Source organism: Microbacterium sp. NPDC058389 (assembly GCF_042722305.1).
Classification (GTDB): Bacteria; Actinomycetota; Actinomycetes; order Actinomycetales; family Microbacteriaceae; genus Microbacterium.
Window position 1 is genome coordinate 391,519 of record NZ_JBHXJQ010000002.1, and the last position, 23,492, is coordinate 415,010.

23 protein-coding genes are annotated in these 23,492 nt (G+C 71.0%); 13 read left to right on the forward strand and 10 right to left on the reverse strand.

Translation table 11 applies throughout. The annotated features are described in order from the left end of the window. Positions 1 to 10: 10 nt before the first annotated feature. Positions 11 to 1,579: a hypothetical protein gene (locus tag ACFWJ8_RS04650; protein ID WP_378809467.1), complete on the reverse strand. Its 1,569-nt coding sequence runs from the start codon at positions 1,577 to 1,579 to the stop codon at positions 11 to 13. A gap of 276 nt (positions 1,580 to 1,855) precedes the next feature. Between ACFWJ8_RS04650 and ACFWJ8_RS04655 the strand changes: the two genes are divergently transcribed. Genes ACFWJ8_RS04655 through arr form a run of 7 tightly spaced genes read left to right on the forward strand, consistent with a single transcriptional unit; the run spans position 1,856 to position 8,743 of the window. After that, positions 1,856 to 4,807 (forward strand): Na+/H+ antiporter subunit A, encoded by a 2,952-nt coding sequence (locus ACFWJ8_RS04655; protein WP_378809468.1) that lies wholly within the window; start codon positions 1,856 to 1,858, stop codon positions 4,805 to 4,807. Further along, on the forward strand, positions 4,804 to 5,421 hold the full coding sequence (locus tag ACFWJ8_RS04660; RefSeq protein WP_378809469.1) for a Na(+)/H(+) antiporter subunit C: 618 nt from the start codon (positions 4,804 to 4,806) through the stop codon (positions 5,419 to 5,421). Before ACFWJ8_RS04655 ends, ACFWJ8_RS04660 begins: the two co-directional genes overlap by 4 nt. After that, positions 5,418 to 7,007 carry a Na+/H+ antiporter subunit D gene (locus ACFWJ8_RS04665; protein WP_378809470.1) on the forward strand — a complete coding sequence of 530 codons (1,590 nt, stop codon included), beginning with the start codon at positions 5,418 to 5,420 and terminating at the stop codon, positions 7,005 to 7,007. Before ACFWJ8_RS04660 ends, ACFWJ8_RS04665 begins: the two co-directional genes overlap by 4 nt. Further along, the gene (locus ACFWJ8_RS04670) at positions 7,004 to 7,675 is read left to right on the forward strand and encodes a Na+/H+ antiporter subunit E (RefSeq protein ID WP_378809471.1); all 672 of its coding nucleotides are present in this window, start codon (positions 7,004 to 7,006) and stop codon (positions 7,673 to 7,675) included. Before ACFWJ8_RS04665 ends, ACFWJ8_RS04670 begins: the two co-directional genes overlap by 4 nt. Beyond that, positions 7,672 to 7,938, forward strand: a complete 267-nt coding sequence (locus tag ACFWJ8_RS04675) for a monovalent cation/H+ antiporter complex subunit F (protein ID WP_378809472.1) — start codon at positions 7,672 to 7,674, stop codon at positions 7,936 to 7,938. The genes ACFWJ8_RS04670 and ACFWJ8_RS04675 overlap by 4 nt, the downstream gene beginning before the upstream one ends. Beyond that, entirely contained in the window at positions 7,938 to 8,294 is a 357-nt protein-coding gene (gene mnhG, locus ACFWJ8_RS04680; RefSeq protein ID WP_378809473.1) for a monovalent cation/H(+) antiporter subunit G, read from the forward strand. The genes ACFWJ8_RS04675 and mnhG overlap by 1 nt, the downstream gene beginning before the upstream one ends. A gap of 38 nt (positions 8,295 to 8,332) precedes the next feature. After that, positions 8,333 to 8,743, forward strand: a complete 411-nt coding sequence (gene arr / locus ACFWJ8_RS04685; protein WP_378809474.1) for an NAD(+)--rifampin ADP-ribosyltransferase — start codon at positions 8,333 to 8,335, stop codon at positions 8,741 to 8,743. 19 nt (positions 8,744 to 8,762) lie between these two features. Here arr and ACFWJ8_RS04690 read toward each other — a convergent pair whose 3' ends face one another. Together ACFWJ8_RS04690 and ACFWJ8_RS04695 are read right to left on the reverse strand one after the other, a co-directional pair. Continuing rightward, on the reverse strand, positions 8,763 to 9,050 hold the full coding sequence (locus ACFWJ8_RS04690; protein ID WP_378809475.1) for a DUF1905 domain-containing protein: 288 nt from the start codon (positions 9,048 to 9,050) through the stop codon (positions 8,763 to 8,765). Positions 9,051 to 9,099: 49 nt separating this feature from the next. Further along, entirely contained in the window at positions 9,100 to 10,065 is a 966-nt protein-coding gene (locus tag ACFWJ8_RS04695; RefSeq protein ID WP_378809477.1) for a LysR family transcriptional regulator, read from the reverse strand. Between the two features lie 70 nt (positions 10,066 to 10,135). Between ACFWJ8_RS04695 and ACFWJ8_RS04700 the strand changes: the two genes are divergently transcribed. Both ACFWJ8_RS04700 and ACFWJ8_RS04705 read left to right on the forward strand, forming a co-directional pair. Continuing rightward, positions 10,136 to 11,869, forward strand: a complete 1,734-nt coding sequence (locus tag ACFWJ8_RS04700; RefSeq protein WP_378809478.1) for an L-aspartate oxidase — start codon at positions 10,136 to 10,138, stop codon at positions 11,867 to 11,869. A 70-nt stretch (positions 11,870 to 11,939) separates the two neighbouring features. After that, positions 11,940 to 12,380, forward strand: a complete 441-nt coding sequence (locus ACFWJ8_RS04705) for a VOC family protein (RefSeq protein WP_378809479.1) — start codon at positions 11,940 to 11,942, stop codon at positions 12,378 to 12,380. An 11-nt stretch (positions 12,381 to 12,391) separates the two neighbouring features. Here ACFWJ8_RS04705 and ACFWJ8_RS04710 read toward each other — a convergent pair whose 3' ends face one another. Next, on the reverse strand, positions 12,392 to 12,940 hold the full coding sequence (locus ACFWJ8_RS04710; protein ID WP_378809480.1) for a CGNR zinc finger domain-containing protein: 549 nt from the start codon (positions 12,938 to 12,940) through the stop codon (positions 12,392 to 12,394). A 130-nt stretch (positions 12,941 to 13,070) separates the two neighbouring features. On the opposite strand from ACFWJ8_RS04710, the gene ACFWJ8_RS04715 reads away from it, so the two are divergent. Genes ACFWJ8_RS04715 through ACFWJ8_RS04725 form a run of 3 tightly spaced genes read left to right on the forward strand, consistent with a single transcriptional unit; the run spans position 13,071 to position 14,199 of the window. Next, a complete protein-coding gene (locus ACFWJ8_RS04715; protein ID WP_378809481.1) occupies positions 13,071 to 13,514 on the forward strand; it encodes a VOC family protein in 444 nt (147 codons plus the stop codon). A 20-nt stretch (positions 13,515 to 13,534) separates the two neighbouring features. Next, positions 13,535 to 13,732, forward strand: coding sequence for a hypothetical protein (locus ACFWJ8_RS04720; RefSeq protein WP_378809482.1), 198 nt, complete (start codon positions 13,535 to 13,537; stop codon positions 13,730 to 13,732). Then, the gene (locus tag ACFWJ8_RS04725) at positions 13,729 to 14,199 is read left to right on the forward strand and encodes a hypothetical protein (RefSeq protein WP_378809484.1); all 471 of its coding nucleotides are present in this window, start codon (positions 13,729 to 13,731) and stop codon (positions 14,197 to 14,199) included. Before ACFWJ8_RS04720 ends, ACFWJ8_RS04725 begins: the two co-directional genes overlap by 4 nt. A gap of 153 nt (positions 14,200 to 14,352) precedes the next feature. Here the strand turns inward: ACFWJ8_RS04725 and ACFWJ8_RS04730 are convergent, their stop codons facing one another. After that, complete coding sequence (locus tag ACFWJ8_RS04730) at positions 14,353 to 16,965, reverse strand: penicillin acylase family protein (protein ID WP_378809486.1); 2,613 nt, start codon at positions 16,963 to 16,965, stop codon at positions 14,353 to 14,355. Positions 16,966 to 17,200: 235 nt separating this feature from the next. On the opposite strand from ACFWJ8_RS04730, the gene ACFWJ8_RS04735 reads away from it, so the two are divergent. After that, positions 17,201 to 17,545 carry a hypothetical protein gene (locus ACFWJ8_RS04735; RefSeq protein ID WP_378809487.1) on the forward strand — a complete coding sequence of 115 codons (345 nt, stop codon included), beginning with the start codon at positions 17,201 to 17,203 and terminating at the stop codon, positions 17,543 to 17,545. A gap of 52 nt (positions 17,546 to 17,597) precedes the next feature. Here ACFWJ8_RS04735 and ACFWJ8_RS04740 read toward each other — a convergent pair whose 3' ends face one another. The 5 genes from ACFWJ8_RS04740 to argG form a co-directional block, all read right to left on the reverse strand. Beyond that, on the reverse strand, positions 17,598 to 19,409 hold the full coding sequence (locus ACFWJ8_RS04740; RefSeq protein ID WP_378809489.1) for a YhgE/Pip family protein: 1,812 nt from the start codon (positions 19,407 to 19,409) through the stop codon (positions 17,598 to 17,600). Beyond that, positions 19,406 to 20,194 carry a hypothetical protein gene (locus ACFWJ8_RS04745; protein ID WP_378809491.1) on the reverse strand — a complete coding sequence of 263 codons (789 nt, stop codon included), beginning with the start codon at positions 20,192 to 20,194 and terminating at the stop codon, positions 19,406 to 19,408. Before ACFWJ8_RS04745 ends, ACFWJ8_RS04740 begins: the two co-directional genes overlap by 4 nt. Beyond that, positions 20,191 to 20,829, reverse strand: coding sequence for a TetR/AcrR family transcriptional regulator (locus tag ACFWJ8_RS04750; protein ID WP_378809493.1), 639 nt, complete (start codon positions 20,827 to 20,829; stop codon positions 20,191 to 20,193). Before ACFWJ8_RS04750 ends, ACFWJ8_RS04745 begins: the two co-directional genes overlap by 4 nt. A 41-nt stretch (positions 20,830 to 20,870) precedes the next feature. Further along, positions 20,871 to 21,872 carry an NAD(P)-dependent alcohol dehydrogenase gene (locus ACFWJ8_RS04755; RefSeq protein ID WP_378809494.1) on the reverse strand — a complete coding sequence of 334 codons (1,002 nt, stop codon included), beginning with the start codon at positions 21,870 to 21,872 and terminating at the stop codon, positions 20,871 to 20,873. 75 nt (positions 21,873 to 21,947) lie between these two features. Further along, positions 21,948 to 23,390 (reverse strand): argininosuccinate synthase, encoded by a 1,443-nt coding sequence (argG, locus tag ACFWJ8_RS04760; protein WP_378809496.1) that lies wholly within the window; start codon positions 23,388 to 23,390, stop codon positions 21,948 to 21,950. Between the last annotated feature and the right edge of the window lie 102 nt (positions 23,391 to 23,492).

The window sequence follows — 23,492 nt, forward strand, 5'->3', positions numbered from 1 at the left end:
CGGCGCGGCGTCACGAGCGCAGCGGGCCGATGGGCAGAGGGTGGTCGCCGAAGTCGGCGATCGTGTAGCGGCCGCATGATGTGAGCTCGGCGTCGGCCATGCTGACGCCGGCGGGGAGCTCGAACGCGGGGGACTGGGCGTCGGTCACCAGGAACGTCACCTCGCCCACGGTGAAGTCGTCGCGGTTCACGAGCCACGCGTAGCCGCGCAGCTGGTGGTCGAGCTGCACGAGCCCGCGCGGGTCGGCGAGGTGCGTCTTCGGAAGCCGGATCGTCCAGAACTGCCCGGCCCCGGTGCGGCCGGAGTCCTCGGTCCACTGCACGACGCATTCCAGGTCGCGGTCGGGCGTCGTCGCCGCGGCGGCGAGGGACGGGATGCCGAGTCCCGCGGCCGCGACGAGGGCCACCGCCGAGATGCTGATGGCGGCGACCGGCCGCGTCGAGGGCAGGCGTCCGGGGAGGAGGCCCGGCAGCACCACGAGCCCGAGCAGCGGGGCGAACAGGGCCGGCTGCAGATAGCGTGCGGCGTGCGTGCCCAGGACGATCGCGCCGACGGTGACGAGCAGCGGCATCGCCCAGCCGCACGCGGCGACGACCGCTGCTCCCACGTCGCGACGGCGGGCGAGCAGCACGGTGGCCGCGATGCTCCAGGCCCACAACAGGAAAACCGCGACGAGGGATGCCGCACCCCATGGCGCGGCCCCGCGGTCGGCGAGCAGCGCGCCGTAGTACTCCAGCGAGGCGAGCCACTGCGACGGGTCGGCGTAGCCCGCCCCCGTGTTCGCGATGAGGCCGGCGAGCGGGATCCGTGCTGTGTAGCCGACGATCGAGCCGACGGCGAGAGCGGCCGCGAGCCACCAGCCGTCGCGCCGGCGAATTCCGACGACGGCGAGGACGATGCCCAGCGGGACGGTCGCCCATACGGCGAACAGCGGATTGGTGAGGACGGATGCCGCGGCCACGAGCCCGAGACCGATCATGGCGGCCCACGCAGGCCGTGTTCCACGTGAAACATCGCGGGGGACAACTCGGTGATCGAGCGCGCGCCGGGCGAGCCCGACCGCCAGCACCACGCCGACGACGGTGGCGCTGTAGTACGTCGTGGTGACGAGCAACGACGCCAGTTCGAGGGCGTCGCGCGAGGGCGACCCCTCGGACGCGGCGAGCAGTCCGAACGCGCCGAGTGCGACCAGCGCGCCCGCGATCGGCGCGCGAGCCCGTGCCGCCGATCCGGCTGCCACGCGCAGTGCGCCGTACAGCGCCACGACGTTGACCACTCCGGCGAGGGCGAGTGTGCCGTTCACGCCGAGCCCCAGGAGCGAGAGCAGCCACAGCACCGCGAGCTCGGGGAGGAACAGCACCGACGACATCGCCCAGTCCTGCGGCTGCGCCACCGCCAGCGAGTGCAGCACGAGCGTCGTCACCATCGAGTCGCCGTCGCGGAACAGCAGCTCCGACCGCCCCGATGACGCCACGGCGGCGACGACCGCGATCGCGATCGCGGCGGCCACCACCCAGCCGAGCAGCTCACGCGCGCCGCGCGACAGTCCGCTCCGCTGCCGGGTCTCCGTGCCGTTCACCCTGACACTCTGGCACGGCCGGGGTCGCCACCCCTCCCTCGAACGCGGACGTGAGCCGACCCGCGAACCGGAGCCGCCCGGTGCCACCACGGACCGGCTCACCTCCGCTCATGGGGGCTGCCGACCGTGCGCGGTCGCCGGAGAATGAGCGACGGATTCGGCGTCACGGGCGGCCCGGGGTGCGTGCCGCCCGTAGGATGGAGCAGACACCCCGATCGCCATGGCCTGCCGTCCTGCCCGGACGCCTGCCGGCCGACGACCCCGAGGAGGCCATGGATGCTCCTCGTGCTCGGCGCGTTCGCGGTCCTTCCGCTCCTGCTTCCGTGGTTCGTGTCGCGCATCGGGGCACGGGCGTTCTACCTCGCGGCGATCCTGCCGATCACGGGCTTCGTCCATGCGGCAGTGCTCACCCCCGTCGTGCTGGCGGGCGATATTCCGTTCGAGACATACGCCTGGATCCCGTCGCTGCACATCGACCTGTCGATGCGCATGGACACGCTGTCGTGGCTCATGACGCTCGTGGTCACGGGCGTCGGCGCGCTCGTGATGATCTATTGCCGCTGGTACTTCCGGGGCAAGCGCGAGAACCTCGGTCAGTTCGCGGCGGTGCTGCTGGCCTTCGCCGGCGCGATGTACGGCCTGGTGCTCACCGACGACCTCGTCGTGCTCGTGATGTTCTGGGAGATCACGAGCGTACTGTCGTACCTTCTCATCGGGTACTACAACAAGCGCGCGGCGAGTCGTCGAGCGGCCCTGCAGGCGCTGCTGGTGACGACGCTCGGCGGTCTCGTGATGCTGATCGGCGTCGTGCTGCTCGTCGTCGCGGCCGGCACGTCGAGCGTCTCGCAGATCCTCGCCGATGCCCCGACCGGCGCGGTCGTCGACGCCGCGCTGATCATGATCCTCGTCGGCGCGCTCAGCAAGTCGGCCATCTTCCCCTTCCACTTCTGGCTGCCCGGCGCGATGGCCGCCCCCACCCCGGTCAGCGCGTACCTCCACGCCGCCGCGATGGTGAAGGCGGGCATCTACCTCATCGCGCGGTTCGCTCCGGTGTTCGCCATCGCCGCCCCGTGGCGGCCGATCGTGGTCGCCCTGGGTGTGTTCACGATGCTGCTCGGCGGGTTCCAGGCGCTGCGCGAGACCGACCTCAAGCGCGTCCTCGCGTTCGGCACGGTGAGCCAGCTCGGCATGCTGACCGTCGTGCTCGGGTACGGGACGAGGGATGCCGCCCTCGCAGGTCTCGCCCTGCTGCTGAGCCATGCGCTGTTCAAGTCGGCGCTGTTCCTCGTCGTCGGCGTCATCGACCGGCAGCTGTCGACCCGTGATCTGACCGAGCTCTCGGGCGTCGGTCGCCAGGCGCCGGTCATGGCGACCTTCTCGATCATCGCGGTGGCGTCGATGGTGGGCTTCATCCCCACGATCGGCTTCGTCGCGAAGGAGGGCGCGCTGGCCGCGCTCCTCGACGAGGCGATGGGCGGCGCGGTGTGGGGCATCGTCGCGGTGGCGGGGATCGCCCTGGGCTCGGTGCTGACCGCGGGCTACGGCATCCGGTTCCTGTGGGGCGCGTTCGCGACCAAGCGGGACGCAGCCGGCGACCGCCTGCCCGACACGGAGTGGCCCGATCCGCCGATCGGATTCCTGGTCGCGCCCATCGCGCTGTCGGGGCTGACGCTGGTCGCGGGCTTCGCGGCACCGTGGCTCGACAAGGTGTTCACGCCGTACGCCGACACCGCACCGCTCTCGACGCCCGGCGTGCCGGCGCCCGAGCACGCCGCGCACCTTGCGCTGTGGCACGGGTTCGAACCCGCGCTGTGGATCTCGCTCGCCTCGATCGCGCTCGGCGCCGTCGTGTTCTGGCTGACCCGCGGCTGGCGCCCCGCGAAGCGCCTGCTGCCGTTCACGGCCGCCGACGCGTACAACGGCACGCTCCGCGCCATCGCGCGCCTGTCGGTGGTCATCACCGGACTCACCCAGCGCGGTTCGCTGCCCGTGTACGTCGGCACGATCTTCGTCGTGTTCGTCGCTGCCGAGGCCACGGCGCTGCTCGCGGGCGACGAGTGGCGCGCACAGCTGGACGCCTACCAGACGCCCATGCAGCTGTTCGTCGCCCCGATCATGATCGCCGCGGGCCTCATCGCCATCCGCGCCCGCAAGCGGTATACGGGCGTCGTGCTGGTGTCGGTGACGGGCCTCGGCATGGTCCTGCTGTTCGCGACGAGCGGCGCCCCCGACCTCGCCCTCACGCAGATCCTCGTCGAGACCGTGACGCTCGTGGCCTTCGCCCTCGTGCTGCGCCGCATCCCGTCGCGCATGGGGGAGCACAACGCGTCGGTGTGGCCCGTCGCGCGCGCCGTGCTCGGCGCCGCCGTGGGCATCACGATGGCGCTCGTCGCGATCGTGGCCACGAGTGCCCGCGTCGAGAAGCCGATCTCCGAGCGCTTCCCCGATCTCGCGTACGAGCTCGGCCATGGCAAGAACGTCGTGAACGTCGCCCTCGTCGACCTGCGCGGCTGGGACACCATGGGCGAGCTGTCGGTGCTGATCCTCGCGGCGACGGGTGTGGCATCCCTCGTGTTCGTGACGCACCGCGCCGACACGCTGTCGCGGGCGATCTCGTCACTTCCGACGGACGCCATCCGCACACGGCGGCCGCTGGTCGAGACCGATGAGGGCGTGAAGCCGCGCGGCACCGGCGGCGGCCCGATGGCGTGGCTCGTCGGCGGGCAGCGCGTGCGGCCCGAGAACCGCTCGATCATGCTGGAGGTGATCGTGCGGATCCTCTTCCACACGATCATCATCGTGTCGCTGTACCTGCTGTTCGCCGGTCACAACCTGCCCGGCGGCGGCTTCGCCGGCGGACTCGTGGCCGGAATGGCCCTGGTCATGCGATACATCGCCGGCGGCCGGTACGAGCTGGGCGCCGCCGCGCCCACCGACGCCGGGCGCCTGCTGGGCACCGGCATGACGATCGCCGTCGCGTGCGCGGTGGTGCCGGTGTTCTTCGGCGACCAGCCCCTCACCAGCTACTTCTGGGAGGGCACGGTCCCGGTGCTCGGCCACGTCGAATTCGTCACCTCGACGCTGTTCGACATCGGCGTGTACCTCGTCGTCATCGGCCTGGTGCTCGACGTGCTGCGCAGCCTCGGCGCCGAGGTCGACCGGCAGGCGCTGGAGGCCCGCGAGCAGGCCCAAGGACCGGGTTCGAAGGAGGAGGTGAGCGTGCCGTGAACGTCTCGCTCATCCTCATCATCGTCATGGCCGTGCTCTTCGCGTGCGGCGTGTACGCGATGCTCGAACGCAGCCTGACCCGTGTGCTCATCGGCTTCCTGCTGCTCGGCAACGCGACCAACCTGCTGCTGCTCATCGTCATGGGGGCACCCGGCGTCGCGCCCTTCTTCGGGGCGGCGAAGGACGTCGACGACATGTCTGACCCGCTGCCGCAGGCCCTCACGCTCACCGCGATCGTCATCACGTTCGCCGTCTCGGCGTTCCTGCTCGCCCTGATCTACCGCTCGTGGCAGCTCGGCCAGGCCGACACCGTGACCGACGACGAGGCCGATCTCGAGGTGCGCGAGCGCGGCGCGCTCGCCGAGGACGCGATCGACGAAGAGATCGAGATCGAGGACGCCGACGACGAGACCACCACCGACTTCGTCGGCACGGCAACGGCCCCGATCACGATCCTCGGCGCCCGCGACTTCGCGGGGCTCCGCGACGACGCCCCGGTCGACCGTCCCGAACAGGGCGGGGGACGGGATGCCGCCACCCGGACCGGCGACGAGCCCCGGGGGACCGGCATCCAGACCGACGACAAGCGCGATGAGGACGGAGGCGACGCATGAGCATGACGACCATCGCCCCCGCGCTCGTCCCGCTGCTGGTCACGCTGCCGCTGCTGGGCGCGGCGATCGCCCTCATCGCCGGCCGCCATCGCCGGACGCAGGTCGTGGTCTCGGTCGTGACGCTCACCGCCGTGCTCGTCATCGCGGCGATCCTGCTGTACGTCGTCGACACCGGCGACAAGCCGATCGCGGTGTCGGTGGGCGGGTGGCCCATCCCGTTCGGCATCGTGCTGTACGTCGACCGGCTGTCGGCGCTGCTCGTCGTGGTGTCCAGCGTCGTGCTGCTCGCGGTCCTGCTCTTCTCGATCGGGCAGGGCGCCGCCGACGGCGACGACGACACCCCGGTCTCGATCTTCCACCCGTCGTACCTGATCCTCGGCGCCGGCATCTTCAACGCCTTCATCGCCGGCGACCTCTTCAACCTCTACGTCGGTTTCGAGATCCTGCTCGTCGCGTCGTACGTGCTCATCACGCTCGGCTCGACCGAATCGCGCATCCGCACCGGCGTCGTCTACATCGTCGTGTCGCTGGTGTCGTCGATCCTGTTCCTCGCGGCGATCGCGATGATCTACGGCGCCCTCGGCACGGTCAACATGGTGCAGATCTCCGAGCGCATGGGCGAGCTGCCGCAGCAGACCCAGCTCGTGCTGCACCTGATGCTGCTGCTGGCGTTCAGCATCAAGGCCGCCGTCTTCCCGCTGTCGTTCTGGCTGCCGGACTCGTACCCGACGGCGCCCGCGCCGGTCACGGCGGTGTTCGCTGGCCTGCTGACCAAGGTCGGCGTCTACGCGATCATCCGCACCGAGACCGAGATGTTCCTCGACAACGACGTCAACATGCTGCTCATGTTCGTCGCGCTCGCGACGATGATCGTCGGGGTCCTGGGTGCGGTCGCACAGGCCGAGCTCAAACGCATCCTGTCGTTCACGCTCGTGAGCCACATCGGCTACATGATCTTCGGGCTCGCGATCGCGACGCCCGCGGCGATCGGCGCGACGATCTACTACATGGTCCACCACATCGTGGTGCAGACGACCCTGTTCCTCGCCGTCGGCCTCGTCGAGCGAAGAGCCGGGTCGACCTCGATCCTGAGAGTCAAGGGCCTCATGAAGGCCGCGCCGGTGATCGCCGTGCTCTACTTCATCCCCGCGATCAACCTGGGCGGGCTGCCGCCGTTCTCGGGCTTCATCGGCAAGTTCGCGCTGTTCGACGCCGCGGCACAGGTCGGCACCCCGATCATGATCGTGCTCATGGTGGGCGGCATCGTCACGAGCCTGCTGACCCTGTACGCCCTCATGCGCGCGTGGAACCTGGCGTTCTGGCGCGAGGACGAGGACTCGGCCGAGACCGAGGCCCGCATCTCGTACCTGGGCGCCGCGCCCGCCGCCGGCGTCGAGACCGAGCGTCGCGTCATCCCCAAGATCATGACCGCCGCCACCACCGGCATGGTGGCCATCACGGTCGCGCTGACCGTGTTCGCCGGGCCCCTCTACGACGTGTGCAACCGCATCGGCGAGGCCTTGCTGGAACCGGTGTCGCTCACGCAGCTGCAGGACGACTCGGCCGGGACGGAGAAGGCCCCGTGAGCCCCGACCTGCCCCAGAGCCGGCTGCGCCGCGCGGCCGCGACCGCGTGGCGTCAGCTGCCCTTCTTCGTCTGGCTGATCGCCCTGTGGATGCTGCTGTGGGGCCAGTTCACGTGGCTCGCGTTCCTCTCCGGGCTGATCGCGGCGATCGTCGTCACGCGGGTGTTCCGGCTGCCGCCGGTCGAGCTGTCGGGCCGCGTCAACCTGTGGTGGGGCCTCGTGTTCGTCGTCGAGTTCCTCGTCGCGGTCGTGCAGGGCTCGCTCACCGTCGCGTGGCAGGTGCTCGACTTCCGCCGGCAGCCGGGGACGGCGATCATCGGGGTGCACCTCGTGACGGACGACGACCTGATCATGACCCACGTCGGCGTGACGGCATCCCTCATCCCGGGGTCTCTCATCGTCGAGACCGATCGTGACCGCCGCATCCTGTACCTGCACGTCATCGGGGTGCACGACGACGCCGACGTCGAGAAGCAGCGCGCCAGCGTGCACCACTGGGAGGAGCGGATCGTCCGCGCCGTCGGCTCGCGCGCGCAGCTGCAGGCGATCAAGGGGGCGGCCGCCGGGCGCGCTTCGACAGGCTCAGCGACCGGAGGGTCGAGCTCAGCGACCGGAGGGTCGAGCTCAGCGACCGGAGGGTCGAGCTCAGCGACCGGAGGTGCGCGATGAACGTCATGCTGATCGCGATCTATGTGGTGTTCGGGGTCGCCGCGCTGCTGACGCTGTGGCGCATCGTGATCGGGCCGTCGATCCTCGACCGGGCCGTGGCATCCGATGTCCTGCTGACCGAGGTGATGTGCGTGCTCGGCGCCGAGATGGCGATCAACCACCACACGCGCACCCTGCCGGTGCTGCTCATCATCGCCGCGGTGGGCGTGTTCGGGTCGATCTCGATCGCCCGGTTCGTCGCGAGAAGGGACCAGGAACGCTGATGGATGCCGCACTCGACGTCGCCGCCCTGGTCCTGATCCTCATCGGGGCGCTGCTGTGCCTGACCGCCGCCATCGGCGTGCTGCGGTTCCGTGACGTGCCCACACGGCTGCACGCGGCGACCAAGCCCCAGGTGCTCGGCCTGATCCTCATCTGCCTCGCAGTGGCGCTGTCGCTGCGGTCGTGGCCGGTCGTCGCGTTCCTCGTGCCGGTGGTGCTGATCCAGCTCGCCACGGCGCCGCTGTCGGCGCACATGGTCGGGCGTCAGGCATACCGCAACGGGACGATCGACGAGACGTCGCTGCATGTCGACGAGCTCGCCGATTCCAAGCGCACGCCTCCCGCCTCGGGCGGCTGAGCCCGATCGGCGGCTGACTCCTCGCCTAGGCTGTCCGCGTGACGCAACCGCTGGACGAGGGGCCGTTCTTCCACGGCACGAAGGCCGATCTGCACGACGGCGAGCTGCTGACCGCGGGGTTCCGCTCGAACTACCGCCCCGAGGTCGTCATGAACCACATCTACTTCACCGCCCTGCGCGACGGGGCGGGATTGGCCGCTGAGCTCGCCGCCGGCGACGGCGAGCCGCGGGTCTACGTCGTGGAGCCGACCGGCCCGTTCGAGAATGACCCGAACGTGACCGACAAGAAGTTCCCGGGCAACCCGACGCGCTCCTACCGGAGCACGGAGCCGCTGCGGATCGTGGGCGAGGTGCTCGACTGGACGCGGCTGACACCGGAAGCGCTGCAGCAATGGCGCGACCGCCTGACACAGCTGGCTTCCGACGAGCGCGGCGCGATCATCAACTGACCCGCCGCGGACCCACCCGTCAGGACCGGCGCTCGGTGAGGTGGATGTCGACCTCGTCGCCGTCGGCCTTGCCGATCGCGTGACGGATGCCCGAGGCGATCGGCAGCTTGTGGGTGCCGTCGCCGAGGGCCATGAACGCGCCCTCGAACGGGTGGCCGTCGACGGTGCCGGCGACCTTGACGAGTCCGCGGGTGCCGAAGATCGTGGCGGAATCAGGCAGCTGGACGCACGTCCAGGTGTCGCCTTCGCGCACCTTGCCGAGGGTGGCGGTGAAGCGGATGTCGAGCGGTCCGGTCGTGCGAGCCATGGTCGTCCTCCGTCGGTGCGTCCCCACGAGTATGTCCCGCGGCGGTCTCTCACGGGGATGACGATCGGGCGGCGCCGCGATCGACATCGGCGGGCCGCATCGTCTCGCCGGCCGCGGCGGCCAGCTCGGCCGCCGTGTGCGCGATCGTGCGCTGCATGACGGCGACGGCGGCGGTCGGGGCCATGTCGGCGGGTCGCGCCATGCTGATCGTGCGGGTCAGGGTCGAGTCGCGCAGCCGGACCGCCCGCAGCCCGGGTCGCTCGACGAGCACCATGGCCGGGACGATGGCGACCCCGAGCCCCCGTTCGACGAATCGCAGGACGGCATCCATCTCCGCCCCCTCGACGGCGGCGCGCGGCGTGAGACCGGCGGCGCGGAACGCGGCGTCGGTGGCGGCGCGGAGGTCGTAGGCGCGGCTGAACACGACCTGGGGCAGCGCGGCGACGTCGGCCAGCGCGATGGTGTCGCCGTCGGTCACGGGCGGTGCACTGCGGGAGGAGATCACGACGAGCTCCTCGACGAGCAGCGGGGTCACGGTGAAGCGCTCGGGCGGCGCGGAGTCGGAGGTCGTGACGAGGGCGAGGTCGAGCTCGCCGGCGCCGAGCTCCTCGAGGAGTCGTCGCGACCCGTGCTCGGAGAGCTGCAGCTCGATGGCGGGGTGTGCGGCGTGGAAGGCGGTGAACACCTCGGCCACCAGGCTGACGCAGAGCGTGGGGGTGGCACCGAGGCGCACCCGGCCGCGCTGGAGCCCTGCGAGCTCGGCGAGCTCGCGGCGCACCGAGTCGGCGTCGGCGAGCATGCGGCGGGCGAGGGGGAGCAGCGACTCGCCCGCGACGGTGAGCGTGCTGCCGCGCCGGGCGCGGTGGAACAGCTCTGCACCGAGGTCCTGCTCCAGCGTCGTGATCTGCCGGCTCAGCGAGGGCTGCGCGAGGTGGAGGTTCTCCGCCGCGCGCGTGAAATTGCCGACCTGAGCCACTTCGACGAACGCCCTCAGCTGCTCGAGGTTCATGACCATAGCTTACGCGCATCGATTCAAGCAGGATTATGCATTGGAGTAATCGAAGCATCGTGCTTAGCGTCGTGGTGTGAAGTCCTCAGAACGTCAGCTGTCCACCACCGTCCTCGTCATCGGAACCGGAGGCTCGGGCCTTCGCGCGGCCATCGAACTCGCCGAGGCGGGCGTCGACGTGCTCGCCCTCGGCAAGCGCCCCAAGTCCGACGCCCACACCTCGCTCGCCGCGGGCGGCATCAACGCGTCGCTGGCGACCATGGACCCTGAGGACACGTGGCAGCAGCACGCCGCCGACACCCTCAAGGAGAGCTACCTGCTCGCCAACCCCGAGACCGTCGAGGTGGTCACGAAGGGCGCGGCCCAGGGCATCGACGACCTGGAGCGCTACGGCATGCCGTTCGCCCGGGAGGACGACGGCCGCATCTCGCAGCGCTTCTTCGGCGCGCACACCTACCGCCGCACCGCGTTCGCGGGCGACTACACCGGCCTGGAGATCCAGCGCACGCTCATCAACCGCGCCGCGCAGCTGCAGGTGCCGATCCTCGACACCGTCTATGTCACGCGCATCCTGGTGAACGACGACGGCTCCGTCTTCGGTGCATACGGATTCGACCTCGAAGACGGCACGCGGTACCTGATCCACGCGGATGCCGTCATCCTCGCCGCCGGCGGCCACAACCGCATCTGGCGCCGCACGTCGTCGCGCCGCGACGAGAACACCGGCGACTCGTTCCGCCTCGCGATCGAGGCGGGTGGCCGGCTGCGCGACCCCGAGCTCGTCCAGTTCCACCCGAGCGGCATCATCGAGCCCGAGAACGCCGCCGGCACGCTCATCTCGGAGGCCGCGCGCGGCGAGGGCGGCATCCTGCGCAACGGCCTGGGCGAGCGCTTCATGCACAAGTACGACCCCGAGCGCCTCGAGCTGTCGACCCGCGACCGCGTCGCGCTGGCCTGCTACACCGAGATCAAGGAAGGCCGCGGCACCCCGAACGGCGGTGTGTGGCTCGACGTCTCGCACCTGCCGCGCGAGGTCATCATGACCCGCCTGCCGCGCGTGTACCAGACGATGCTCGAGCTGCAGATGCTCGACATCACCAAGGAGCCCATCGAGATCGCGCCGACCGCGCACTACTCGATGGGCGGCGTGTGGGTCCGTTCGTCGGATCACTCCACCGACGTGCCGGGGCTGTACGCCATCGGCGAGGCCTCGTCAGGACTCCACGGCGCCAACCGCCTGGGCGGCAACTCGCTGATCGAGCTGCTGGTCTTCGGCCGCATCGTCGGTCAGGCGGCGGCCGCCTACTCCGCGGCGCTCCCGGCCCAGCAGCGCTCGGCGACCGCGGTCGCGACGGCGCGGGCCGAGATCGCGGATCTGCTGGCGGCATCCGGAACCGAGAACGTCCGTGCCCTGCAGCGCGCGATCCGCGACGTCATGACCGAGCATGCCGGCGTCGTCCGCGACGAGCAGGGCCTGCGCCGGGGTCTCACCGAGCTCGACGCGATCGAGGCGCGCATGGCCGACATCGGCGTACACCCCGACATCGCCGGGTACCACGACCTCGCGCACGCGTTCGACCTCAAGTCGGCCGCGCTCGCCTCTCGCGCGACGCTTGAGGCCGCGCTCGAGCGGCGCGAGACCCGTGGATGCCACAACCGCAGCGACTACCCGGACCTGGATCCCGAGCTCCAGGTGAACCTCGTGTGGTCGCCCGAGACCGGTGTCGTGCGCGAGGAGATCCCGGCGATCCCGGACGAGATCGCCGCGCTCATGCGTGAGGTGTCGGTCGTCGGCAAGCTCGTCGAGTAGGGGTCGACGGCGCCATGGTGTCGCCGTAGGCTCCGACGTGCACCGCGCGACGAGCTGAGGAGGCCACGCCATGGCGCCGATCACCACCTTCGACCACGTGGGCGTGACGGTCCGCGACCTCGACGCGGCGACGGCGTTCTTCGTCGCGCTGGGGCTCGAGATCGAGGGCCGGACGTTCATCGAGGGCGAGTTCATCGACACGGTGTGCGGCATCCCGGACTCCCGCAGCGAGATCGTGATGCTGCACGCTCCCGGCGGCGGCACCGGAATCGAGCTGGGCCGCTTCCTCCGCCCCGACCCGGTCGAGGGCTCCCCCGCGGCCATGGCGAACGAGCTCGGCCTGCGGAGCATCGCGTTCCAGGTGGACGATCTGCGTGCGGAGGTCGCGCGCCTGGCCGACGAGGGATACGGGCTCGTCGGCGGCATCGGCGAGTACGAGGGCGTGTGGCTCATGGCCTACGTGCGCGGGCCCGAGGGGATCACCGTCGCGCTCGCCGAGCGCCTCGGCTGACGCCGGCCGGCTCAGGCCGCGTCAGCCTTGCGACGTTCGCGGTACGCCTTGGCCTTCATGCGGCTGCCGCATGTGGCCATCGAGCACCACTCTCGCCGGTGCCCCCGGGACGTGTCGAGGTACACCTGCGTGCACTCCGGGCGCGCGCACTCGCGCAGCAGGGCCGCCTCGTCGCCGCCCACGATCTCGACCGCCTCTCGTGCGAGGTCCGACAGCGCCTGCCGCGGCGTGCCCGAGCGCGCCCAGCCGTCGGAGGTCAGCGCGGCGGCCAGCGGCGGCTCGGCGGCGACGGCGTTGAGTGTCGCGACGGCATCGGCCGGCAGCGCGCGGTCGTGCAGCCGGGCCCACACGAGCGCGTAGATCGCCTCGCGCACCTCGATCGCGGCGACCAGATCGGACGGATCGGATGCCGCGGCCCGCGGCACGAGGCCCGACTCGACGAACCACGCGTCGAGGTCGGCCGGCGCGGCGAGCTTCTCGGTGGGCTCGTCGTTGCGACGCGCACGCAGTGTGCCCACGAAGTCGAGGGCGAGCGTGCCGCAGGGGAAGGCGTGAATCACATCACCATTCTGACAGGTGACACGAGCGAACGGGCGAAATCGCGTCACCTGCTTGACAGGTGACGAATGGAAGAGCAAGGTAGTCACCAGTCAAACCGGTGACGCTACCGGAGGAATGAGGAGACCACCCATGGACCTGAAGCTCGAAGTCGTCGTCATCCCCGTCTCGGACGTGGATCGCGCCAAGGCGTTCTACGAGAGTGTCGGCTTCCGCCTCGACGCCGACTTCCGCTCCGAGCGCGGGCTGCGCGTCGTGCAGGCGACGCCGCCCGGGTCGGCGGCATCCATCATCTTCGGCGAGAAGCTCACGACCGCCGAGCCCGGATCGACGCAGGGACTGCACCTCATCACGCCCGACATCGCCGCGGCCTGCGCCGAGCTGATCGAGCGCGGGGCGGACGTCAGCGAGCTGTGGCACGACGCCGACGGCATCTTCCACTGGGCCGGCACCGACAACCGCGTCGCCGGTTCGCACCCCCTGGCCGACAGCTACGGCACCTACGCCTCGTTCGCCGACCCCGACGGCAACGGCTGGGTGCTGCAGCAGATCGTCACGCGGGCTCCCGGCCGCTGAGGGCCGCGAGAGGCACGACGATGTCGCACGAGACGACGGTGGCAGACACCGAGAACTTTCTGCGCGAACTGCTGATCCGCACCGCGGCTGCGCACGGCGCGCACGAGCGCGATGACCTCGGCGGCGTGTACGACGAGGACTGGCCCCGCTGGTACGCCGCCTACATGGCGCAGGCGCTCGCCGACGGCGGTCACGTGGTGGTCCGGGGCGCGTCGTGAGCGCCGATCGCCGGCCCGATCTCGCCGACGAGGCGGCGCTCGCGCGCTATCTCGTCGCGCTGCGCGAGAGCGGCTCGGCGCTCACTCCTGAGCTCGCCGCCGCGTTCGACGAACTCACGCCCGGGCAGCTCGACGTGCTGGTGGGGCTGCTCGTCGACGGCGCCGCGCAGGGCGCGGGCGAAGCTCGGCCCGACGCCCGCGCGTCAGCGACGCCCGCGAACACCACCGCGAGCCCCGTGGATGCCGCACCGCCGGCCGACCGTGCGCCCTGGTCGCTGCGGGCGTGGGCGGCGCTGCTGGTCGGCGCCTCGCTCGTCACCGGCGCCCTCGTGTGGGCCGCGAGCGTGGCGATCGAGGGCCCGGCGCAGCAGGACGGCACGAGCGTGGTCGCCGATCGGAGCGATGCCCCGGTGGACTTCGGCGACCTCGGCATCGACGTGACCGGGCTCGACGCCGGGGACTGGTGAACCCGTGCCGGCCGGTTTCGGCCGGCCGCCGGCATCCCGAAACCGAGGATCTGCTCCCCGAGGCCGGGGGTCCGCGCCGAAACCCAGGGCGACGCCCCCGGTCCTGCGCAGAATCCCCGATCTCGAGGAGACCGGGGATTCTGCGGACCTGCGTCAGGGCTTCAGCACCAGCGTGTCGGTGGTCGCTGCGGTCACGGCCTTTGACGAGTACGCCCACGGGGTGAGCTCGGCCTTCTGCCACGACGCCACCTGGTCGGTGTAGTTCGTGTGGAAGGCGTGGCCGCTCTCGCCGGTCAGCTGGTTCCAGCGCGAGTCGTCGAAGTCGTTCAGGTCGACGATCATGCGCATCGAGGGCACGGTGACCGTGGCGAAGTCGCCGGAGCCGAGGTCCCAGCCCGTCGCGTTCACGACCGACGAACCGCCGCCGACGGGGAACGGACCGCGGTTGAAGAACCACTCGATGGGCGCGATGCCCGATTCGCCGAACGTGCCGCTGTTCAGCGGCAGCGCGTGCAGCGAGCCCCAGTTCCAGCGGGACTGGTTGTCGCCCTGCTCCTTGGCGAGACGCTCGTACGCGTCGATGGCAGAGCGCTTCAGCATCTCGCGCATGCCCGAGACGCCGAGCTCGTCGTTGGTCCACCACGGCGACGCGTCGTCCGACAGCAGCGCGTCCATCACGAGGAACAGGCGGCCCTGGCCGCTCAGCGGCGCGGGGTTCTCGCGGCCCTTCTGGAACACGTTCTGCGCGAGGGTGTCCCACAGCACGCTGGCGTAGGCCGCCGCGGCCGAGTCGGCGCCGGCCTGGGCATCCCACTCCTGCAGCAGCTTCAGGGCGGAGTCGGTGCGGCTGTCGCCGGTCTCGATGTCGGCGTACGCGGCCGTCAGGCGCATGCCGATGAACGAGTAGTTGTCGGCCTGGATCGCGTTGAGGTCGTCGGCGGTCACCGGGCCCTTCGCGATCGCCCGCTCGATGAGCTCGGTGATGCGCGCCGCGCGCCAGCCGTAATCCCAGTCGCTTGTGAGGAAGTACTTGTAGTCCTGCCCGACGATCGCGTTGTTCGCGGTGACGATGTACCCGTTGTCGGGGTTGTACGACACCGGCAGCTCCTCGAACGGAATGAAGCCCTGCCAGGCGAACGCGGAGCTCCAGCCCGGCTGCGGCATCGAGCCGTCGGCCGCGCCGCGGATCGGAAGCTTGCCGGGCGTCTGGTATCCGATGTTGCCGTCGACGTCCGCGTAGATGAGGTTCTGCGCCGGCACGTCGAACAGCGCCGCCGCGCCGCGGAAGTCGTCGAAGTCCTTGGCCGTGTTGAGGGCGAAGATCGCGGATGCCGTCGTCCCGGGCTGCAGCGCGGTCCAGCGCAGGCTCACGGCGTACTCGCCCTCGGGGGCGTCGGCCGGGGGCTCGGTCACGGTGCCGCCGGTGCCCACGTACGGGTGCTCGGCGATCTCGGTGAAGTCGTCGGTCAATCCCGACACGATCGGGCCGTTGGCGGTGGAGCGCACCTCGAGCTCGACGTCGTCGCCGCCGGCCACCTTGAAGGTCTCGGTGTGCGTCTCCAGCGGCACGAGAGCGCCGTCGTACCAGTACGAGTCGCCCTGGATCTTCTCCAGGTACAGGTCGGTGACGTCGGTCGTGAGGTTGGTGAAGCCCCACGCGACGCGCTCGTTGTGGCCGATCACCACGCCCGGCAGGCCCGAGAACGAGAAGCCGGCGACGTCGAAGGGGCACTCGTCGGTGACGTCCGAGCACTTGAGCTGGATCTGGTGCCACACGCTCGGCAGCGAGGCGCCGAGGTGCGGGTCGTTGGCCAGCAGCGGCTTGCCGGTGTCGGTGTTGGCGCCCGACACCACCCACGAGTTCGAGCCGATGCCCTCGCCCGCATCGCCGACGAGCTCGCCGACGGCCTCGATGACGCTGTCGACCTGGGTCCACTCGATCGACGACGTGTCGGCATCCGTCTCGCCCTCGGCGGTCGCGTCGGGCGCGGTGCCGACGGCGGGCACCGTCGAGATCTTCGGCACGATGACGGGGTTGCGGTCGTACGGATACCCCGGGTACAGCTCGTCGATCTGCTCCTGGCTGTAGTCGGACGCGAGCACGGCGCGCTCGGTCTCGGACTCGATGTTGCTGCGGAGGTCCCAGGCCATCGCCTTCAGCCACGCGACGGAGTCGGCCGGCGTCCACGGCTCGATCTCATAGTCGGGGTTCTGCAGTCCCAGCACGGCGTACTCGAACGACGCATCGGCGCCCTGGTGGTCGGCGAGGTAGGCGTTCACCCCGTCGGCGTACGCGTCGTAGTACCCGCGCTCGGTGTCGGGCAGCGCCTCGACCTCCTGCTCGGCAGTCTCGTGCCAGCCGAGGGTGCGCAGGAACTTGTCGGTGCCCAGCTGCGACTCCCCGAACAGCTCCGACAGGCGGCCGCTGGTGACGTGGCGGCGGAAGTCCATCTCCCAGAAGCGGTCCTGCGCCTGCACGTAGCCCTGCGCGAAGAACAGGTCGTGCGACGAGTCGGCGGTGATGGTGGGGACGCCGAGCGCGTCGCGCTGCACCGTCACCTCGTCGTCGAGCCCCGTGACCGTCACCTCGCCGCTCAGCTGCGGGAACGAGCGCTGCACCGTATAGGTGATGAACCCGACCGCGACGAGCGCGATCACCACCACGACCGCGACGATGGTGAACAGGGTGATGCCGACGGTGCGGCCCACGGAGCGGCGCTGCACGGTGTCGTCGGTGGCGTAGGGCGAGGCGGGGGGCTTCGACATTGAGAGCTTTCCGGGCTGGGGTGGGGGGACACGCGGTGCCGGACACCGCGGGACGGCGTACCAGGTGCGTTCGGGGCGCACGGGCACTGTTCCGCATCGTATCCCGCCCGGCGCCCCGAGCCGAATCGCGCTCGCTTTTCGGCACGCGACCGGCCTCTTGTGGGGCCATCGTGCCGGTGCCAGACTCGGACGCGTTCACTGGTCCGATCTCAACTGGGGGAGATCCACTATGTCCATGCACACGCGCGCCTCGCGCCGGTCCGTCGCCCTGGCGGCGGCCGTCTCACTCACTGCGGTCGTCGCGCTCGGGAGCGCCGCACCCGCCTTCGCCTCGCAGCCCGTCGACGGGTCGCACCGGGTCGCGTACTGTCACGCGACGCACAGCGCCAAGAATCCGTACGTCTTCATCGAGACCGACAAGACGGCGGTGGTCCGCGCGCACGAGAAGCACCAGGACGACGAGGACATCATCCCCGCCTTCTGGTACGAGGACCGCGCCGGCAACCTGGCGTGGTTCCCGGGGCAGGGCGACTCGACGCAGATCGGCGACCGCACCTGCGTCGGCGGCGGCCCGCTGTAAGAAGCACGGGGAAGGGGGATGCCGGGTGCCCGGCATCCCCCTCTCCGGCGTGTCAGCCGATCACGCTCGGCTGCAGATCGCGCAGCGTGCGGAAGTGGGTCATGCGGGTCACCCCGATGGCCGCGAGCACGCCTGTGCCGACGAGCCATGCCACGAGCACGGTGAGATCGAGCCACACCCGGTCGGCACTGCCGCCGTACATGACCTGTCTCATCGCGTCGACGACATAGCCCATCGGCAGCACGTGGTGCAGTGCGGCGAGGGGCGCCGGCAGCGTCTGCCAGGGGAACGTCCCGCCGGCCGTCACGAGCTGCAGCACCATGAGGACGAGGCCGAGGAACTGGCCCACCGACCCGAGCCAGACGTTCAGCGCCAGCACGATCGCGGCATACGTGGCGGACGCGAGCAGCAGGATGCCGAGCGTCGCGAGCGGATGGGCGAACGAGAAGCCGAGCGCCAGCGACAGCACGCCGAACAGCCCGAGCATCTGCACGCCGCCGAGCAGTGCCGGGGTGGCCCAGCCCGCCAGCGTGATGCGGATCGGGGAGTGGAGGGCCGTCACCGCGCGCTTGGACACCGGCTTCACGATGAGGAACAGCGCGTAGATGCCGATCCAGCCGGCCAGAGCGGCGAAGAACGGCGCCAGGCCCGCACCGTAGTTCTGCGCCTGCGTGAGCGACGACCGCTCGACGTCGACGGGGGTCGCCAGGGTGTCGGCCTGCTTCGCGCGCGTGTCGGCGTCGTACGACGGCAGCTGCGCCGCCCCGTCGCTCAGGCCGTCGCGCAGCTGCGTCGCGCCGTCCTCCAGCTGCGTGATTCCGCTGTCGAGGGTCGTCGCGCCGTCGCGCAGCTGTGCCGCGCCGTCGGCGGCCGTCGCCGTGCCGGCGGCGAGGGTGGCGGCGCCGTCCGACACCTGGTGCGCGCCGTCGTCGAGCTGGTCGATCTGCGCCACCGCGCCCTGCACGCGCTGGTCGACGGCTGTGATGCGCGCGCCGAGCGGGTCGAGCGTCGTGAGCACCTCGTCGATCTGCGCCTGGTCGAGCCCCGCCTCGGCGAGCTTGGCAGCCAGGTCGGCGCGCGCCTGCGGAAGCGCGGCGATGGCCGTCGCGGACGCGGAGCCCACGCGGTCGGCGATGGCGGCGACCTGCGCCGTGCCGTCGGCGACCTGCGCAGCCCCGGCGGAGAGCTGTGCCGCGCCGTCGCGCAGCTGCGCGGTGCCGTCGGCGAGCTGCGTCGCCCCGTCCGCGAGCTGCGTCGCGCCGTCGCCGGCCTGTGCCAGCCCGTCGACCAGCTGCCCGGCACCGGCGGCCGCGTCGGTCAGCTGCACGCGGATCGTGTCGAGCGCGTCGAGCATCGTGAGCCCGGCCTCGGCCACCACCTTCTCCGTGACGGTCGTCTTGATCTTCTCGACGGCCTGCGTGCCGATCGTCGAGGCGAGGTAGTTGTTGGCGTCGCTCGTATGCAGCACTATGTCGGCCGGGTGCGGGTCGCCTGAGGTGATGGACGCGATGGATGCCGTGAAGTCGGCCGGCAGCTCCACCCCGAAGTCGTAGGTGCCGTCGTCGAGGCCCGCGGTCATCTCGTCGGCCGTGGTCAGGTGCCAGTCGAACGATCCGTCCTCGATGAGCTCCTGCGCGACCTCGTTGCCGAGGTTGCGGTCCGTGCCGTTGAGGTCGGCGCCGGTGTCGGCGACGACGAGCGCCACCGGCACCTGGTCGAGCTGCCCGTACGGATCGCGGTTGGCCCACAGGTACAGTCCGCCGTACAGGATCGGCACGGCCATGAGTGCGATGAGCGCGATGAGCGACATGCGCGTCGAGGTGAGCCGCCGCAGCTCGGCGAGGATCATCTGCGGAACCTTCATGCCCGGCCCCCTTTCGTGCGTGCCGTGAGCCGGCGCAGGCGGGGACGTCCGAGCGTCGGGCCGCCCTGCCCCCCGCACGTTGAGCGAGCGAAGCGAGACGAAACGCGCCGGGCGTCGCGCGGGTCGTTGTCGACGTCTGCTCGCGACGTTTCGTCTCCCTCGTTCCTCGGTCGCTCAACGACCGGGAAGGCGACGGCCGGCCGATCCGCGACCCGCTGCGACGCCTGCCCGGCGATCACGAGCACCGCGAACCCGCGCTCCGCGAACTCCTCGGCGATGCGCCACCAGGCCTCGGGCTCGCCGCCGTGGCGGTCGGGCGAGACCAGCACGAGTCCTTCGACGCCTTTGCGCAGCACCGCGAGCTCGCAGAGCGCGCGCACACGGTCGGCGGGATCGACGTTCGAGACGGGAAGGGATGCCGCCTCCGCCAGTCCGTTGTCGGCCAGCCAGTTCTGCACCGCGATGGGGTGCGAGCGCCGCCCGGCGAACATCAGCTCCTCCGCCACGACGCCCGCGAGGGTGACGTTGGGCTCGGGCTCGGACACTTCGGGCGCATCCACGAGGGCGACACGTCTGCGCAGGGCCGAGGCATCCACTTCTCCGTCGAGCTCGACGCGACCCGTGTCGGGACGCATGCGGCCCGAGGCGATGAGACCGAGCACCGTGGGGCGCTGCTCGGTCTCGGCGGCCACGAGCGTCGCGCCGCCGGAGGCGTAGACGGTCGAGGTCACGGGCAGGGCGTGTTCGCGGCGGCCCTTGCCGACCGCGTCGAGCACGACCCTCACGCGCTCGCCGCCTGGGCGCCGGCGAGGATCTCGGGATGCAGGTCGAGCAGCGCGTCGGCCTGCCGCCATGACAGCCCGGCGATGCTCAGCACCGCGCGGACGGCGAGGGCGCCTGCCTCGGGTGAGGAGGCGTCGATGCGGGTGATCACGGTGCGCGCGGTCTCTTCGACGAGGCGGGCCAGCGTGGGCGCGGCGACGTCGGTGCGCAGCACGTCGGCGTCCTGCCCCTCGCGGACGATGCGCACCACGGTGCGGCGCAGCGGTGCGAGCGCGGTGGCGGTCTCTTCGAGGTGGGCCTCGTCGAGCGCGATCGCGGCGAGCACCTGCACGTGCGCGGCCTCGTTCCACAGCGCGGCCGCCAGTCGGGCCAGTGCGACGCGGGCGTCGGCGTCGTCGATGGTGGCGGCGACGGCGTTGAAGCGGTCGGCGCCCTGCGCGACGAGCTCGCTCACGAGCGCGTCGCGGTCGTCGAAGTGGCCGTAGAGGGCGCGGCGCGAGAGTCCCGCTTGACGGGCGATCGCGTCGACCGAGGCGCGGGGATCGTGCGCGAGGGCGACGTGGGCCGCGGCGAGGATGCCGGCGCGGTTCTCGCGGGCATCGCGGCGCGGACGGCGCGCTTGTGTCGTGTCTGACATGCCACCAGTGTACATAACGTGCACACTCGTGTGCAAGATAGCTAGGTGGCCTGCACCTCGACGATCACCTTCCCCCGCGCACGCCCTTCGCCGTGATGCGCCAGCGCCGCGGCGACCTCCTCCAGCGGGAACCGCCTGTCGATCCGCAGCCGGACGTCGCCGCCGACGATCAGGTCCGTCATCGGCGTGAACTGCTCGGGTCCCTCGCGCACGACGAGCACCCGCAGCTTCGTGCCGCTGAGCGCACCGACGATCGCGCCGGCCGTGAGCACCCGCAGCAGCGCCCGAAGGGTGCCGCCGACCACGTAGTATCGGCCACCCGGCGCGAGCGCCCGCCGGCAGGCGAAGACCGAGCGATGCGCGACGAAGTCCACGATGAGGTCGTACGGCCCGGTCCTCGTGAAATCCCCCCGGGCGGGGTCCTTCGCGCGGTAGTCGAGTACGCGATCGGCGCCGAGCTCGCGCATGAAGTCGAGCTTCGCCGCATTGTCGACGCCGGTGACATGCATCCCGGCGGAAGCTGCGAGCTGGATCGCGAAGGCGCCGGAACCACCGCCGGCGCCGTTGATCAGGATCCGCTCTCCGGGCCGGCCTCGAGCGATCGCCTGCAGCGCGATCGCACCGGCCTGCGGAATCGCGCTCGCCTCGGCGAAGGTGAGACCAGCCGGCTTGAAGGCGAGAGCCGTCTCGGGCGCGACGGCGAACTGCGAGAACCCTCCTTTGCGCGCCAGGTTGTCGCCGTAGACCTCGTCGCCCACGCCGAAGCGCGTGACTCCGTCGCCGACGGCCGCCACCCGGCCCGCGATGTCCGATCCGAGCACCCGCTGCCGCGGACGTCGCAGCCCGCCGGCGATCCTCGCGTACGCAGGCGATCCGCGCAGGCCCTCCCAGTCCGAGAGGTTGATCGATGTCGCAACCACCTCGACGAGCACCTCACCCGAGCGCGGCGCCGGGACCGGCACGTCCTCGAGGCGGAGCTGCTCGATCCCGCCGTAGCGGTCGTACACGGCGGCGCGCATCGTCGCGGCGATCCCCGGGCTCACGACCGCCAGCGTAGGCGGCGCACGGCACGCCCGCCACCGAGGCGCAGGCCTCGGGTGACGGCGGAACGGCTCGGCTCAGTCGGTGCCGAGATCGAAGGCGGACGCCTCGTTGGCGGCATCCGTCGCGTCCGCGAGCTCCTCGCCCGCTGCCGAGAGGGGCGTCGCGCTCTCGGTGATCTCGCCCGCCTCGCCCTGCGACAGGTGGCCGACGAGCTCGCCGGTCGCGCCGCCGATGATGCCGGCCGCCGCGTAGTGCTCCAGGCGCACGCGCGAGTCGGCGATGTCGAGGTTGCGCATCGTGAGCTGGCCGATGCGGTCGGTGGGACCGAAGGCGGCGTCGCCGACGCGCTCCATCGACAGCTTCTCGGGGTGGTACGACAGGCGCGGGCCGTCGGTGTCGAGGATCGTGTAGTCCTCGCCGCGACGCAGTCGCAGCGTCACCGAGCCGGTGATCGTCGAGCCCACCCACTTCTGGATCGACTCGCGCAGCATGAGCGACTGCGGCTCGAGCCAGCGGCCCTCGTACATGAGGCGGCCGAGACGGCGGCCCTGCTCGTGGTACGTCGCGAGCGTGTCCTCGTTGAGGATGCCGTTGACCAGGCGCTCGTACGCCGTGAACAGCAGCGCCATGCCCGGCGCCTCGTAGATGCCGCGCGACTTCGCCTCGATGATGCGGTTCTCGATCTGGTCGCTCATGCCCAGGCCGTGGCGGCCGCCGATGCGGTTCGCCTCGAAGACCAACTGCACGGGGTCGCTGAACTCGACGCCGTTGAGCGCGACGGGTCGGCCGGCCTCGAACGTGACCGTGACGTCCTCGGTCTCGATCTCGACGGACGGGTCCCAGAACCGCACGCCCATGATGGGCTCGACGGTCTCGAGCGACACGTTGAGGTGTTCGAGGGTCTTGGCCTCGTGCGTGGCGCCCCAGATGTTCGCGTCGGTCGAGTAGGCCTTCTCGGCGGAGTCGCGGTAGGGGAAGCCGTGCTCGACGAGCCACTCGCTCATCTCCTGGCGCCCGCCGAGCTCGGTGACGAAGTCGGCGTCGAGCCACGGCTTGTAGATGCGCAGCGCGGGGTTGGCCAGCAGGCCGTAGCGGTAGAACCGCTCGATGTCGTTGCCCTTATACGTGGAGCCGTCGCCCCAGATGTCGACGCCGTCCTCCTTCATGGCGCGCACCAGCAGCGTGCCGGTGACGGCGCGGCCGATGGGCGTCGTGTTGAAGTAGGTGCGTCCGCCCGAGCGGATGTGGAACGCGCCGCAGGCGAGGGCGCCGAAGCCCTCCTCGACGAGGGCGGGCTTGCAGTCGACCAGGCGCGAGAGCTCCGCGCCGTACTCGAGCGCCCGTGCCGGGATCGCGTCGATGTCGTCCTCGTCGGGCTGCCCGAGGTCGCCGGTGTACGTGCAGGGGACCGCGCCCTTGTCGCGCATCCACGCGACGGCGACGGAGGTGTCAAGGCCCCCCGAGAAGGCGATGCCGACGCGCTCGCCGACGGGCAGGGACTGGAGGACCTTCGACATGGTCTCCAGTCTAGTTAGGGCTGAGTGGATGCCGTGGGCCGAGGCATCCCCGTCGTCACAGCAATCACACCTGTCACACCCGCCGGGCTGGAAAAGGCCTGT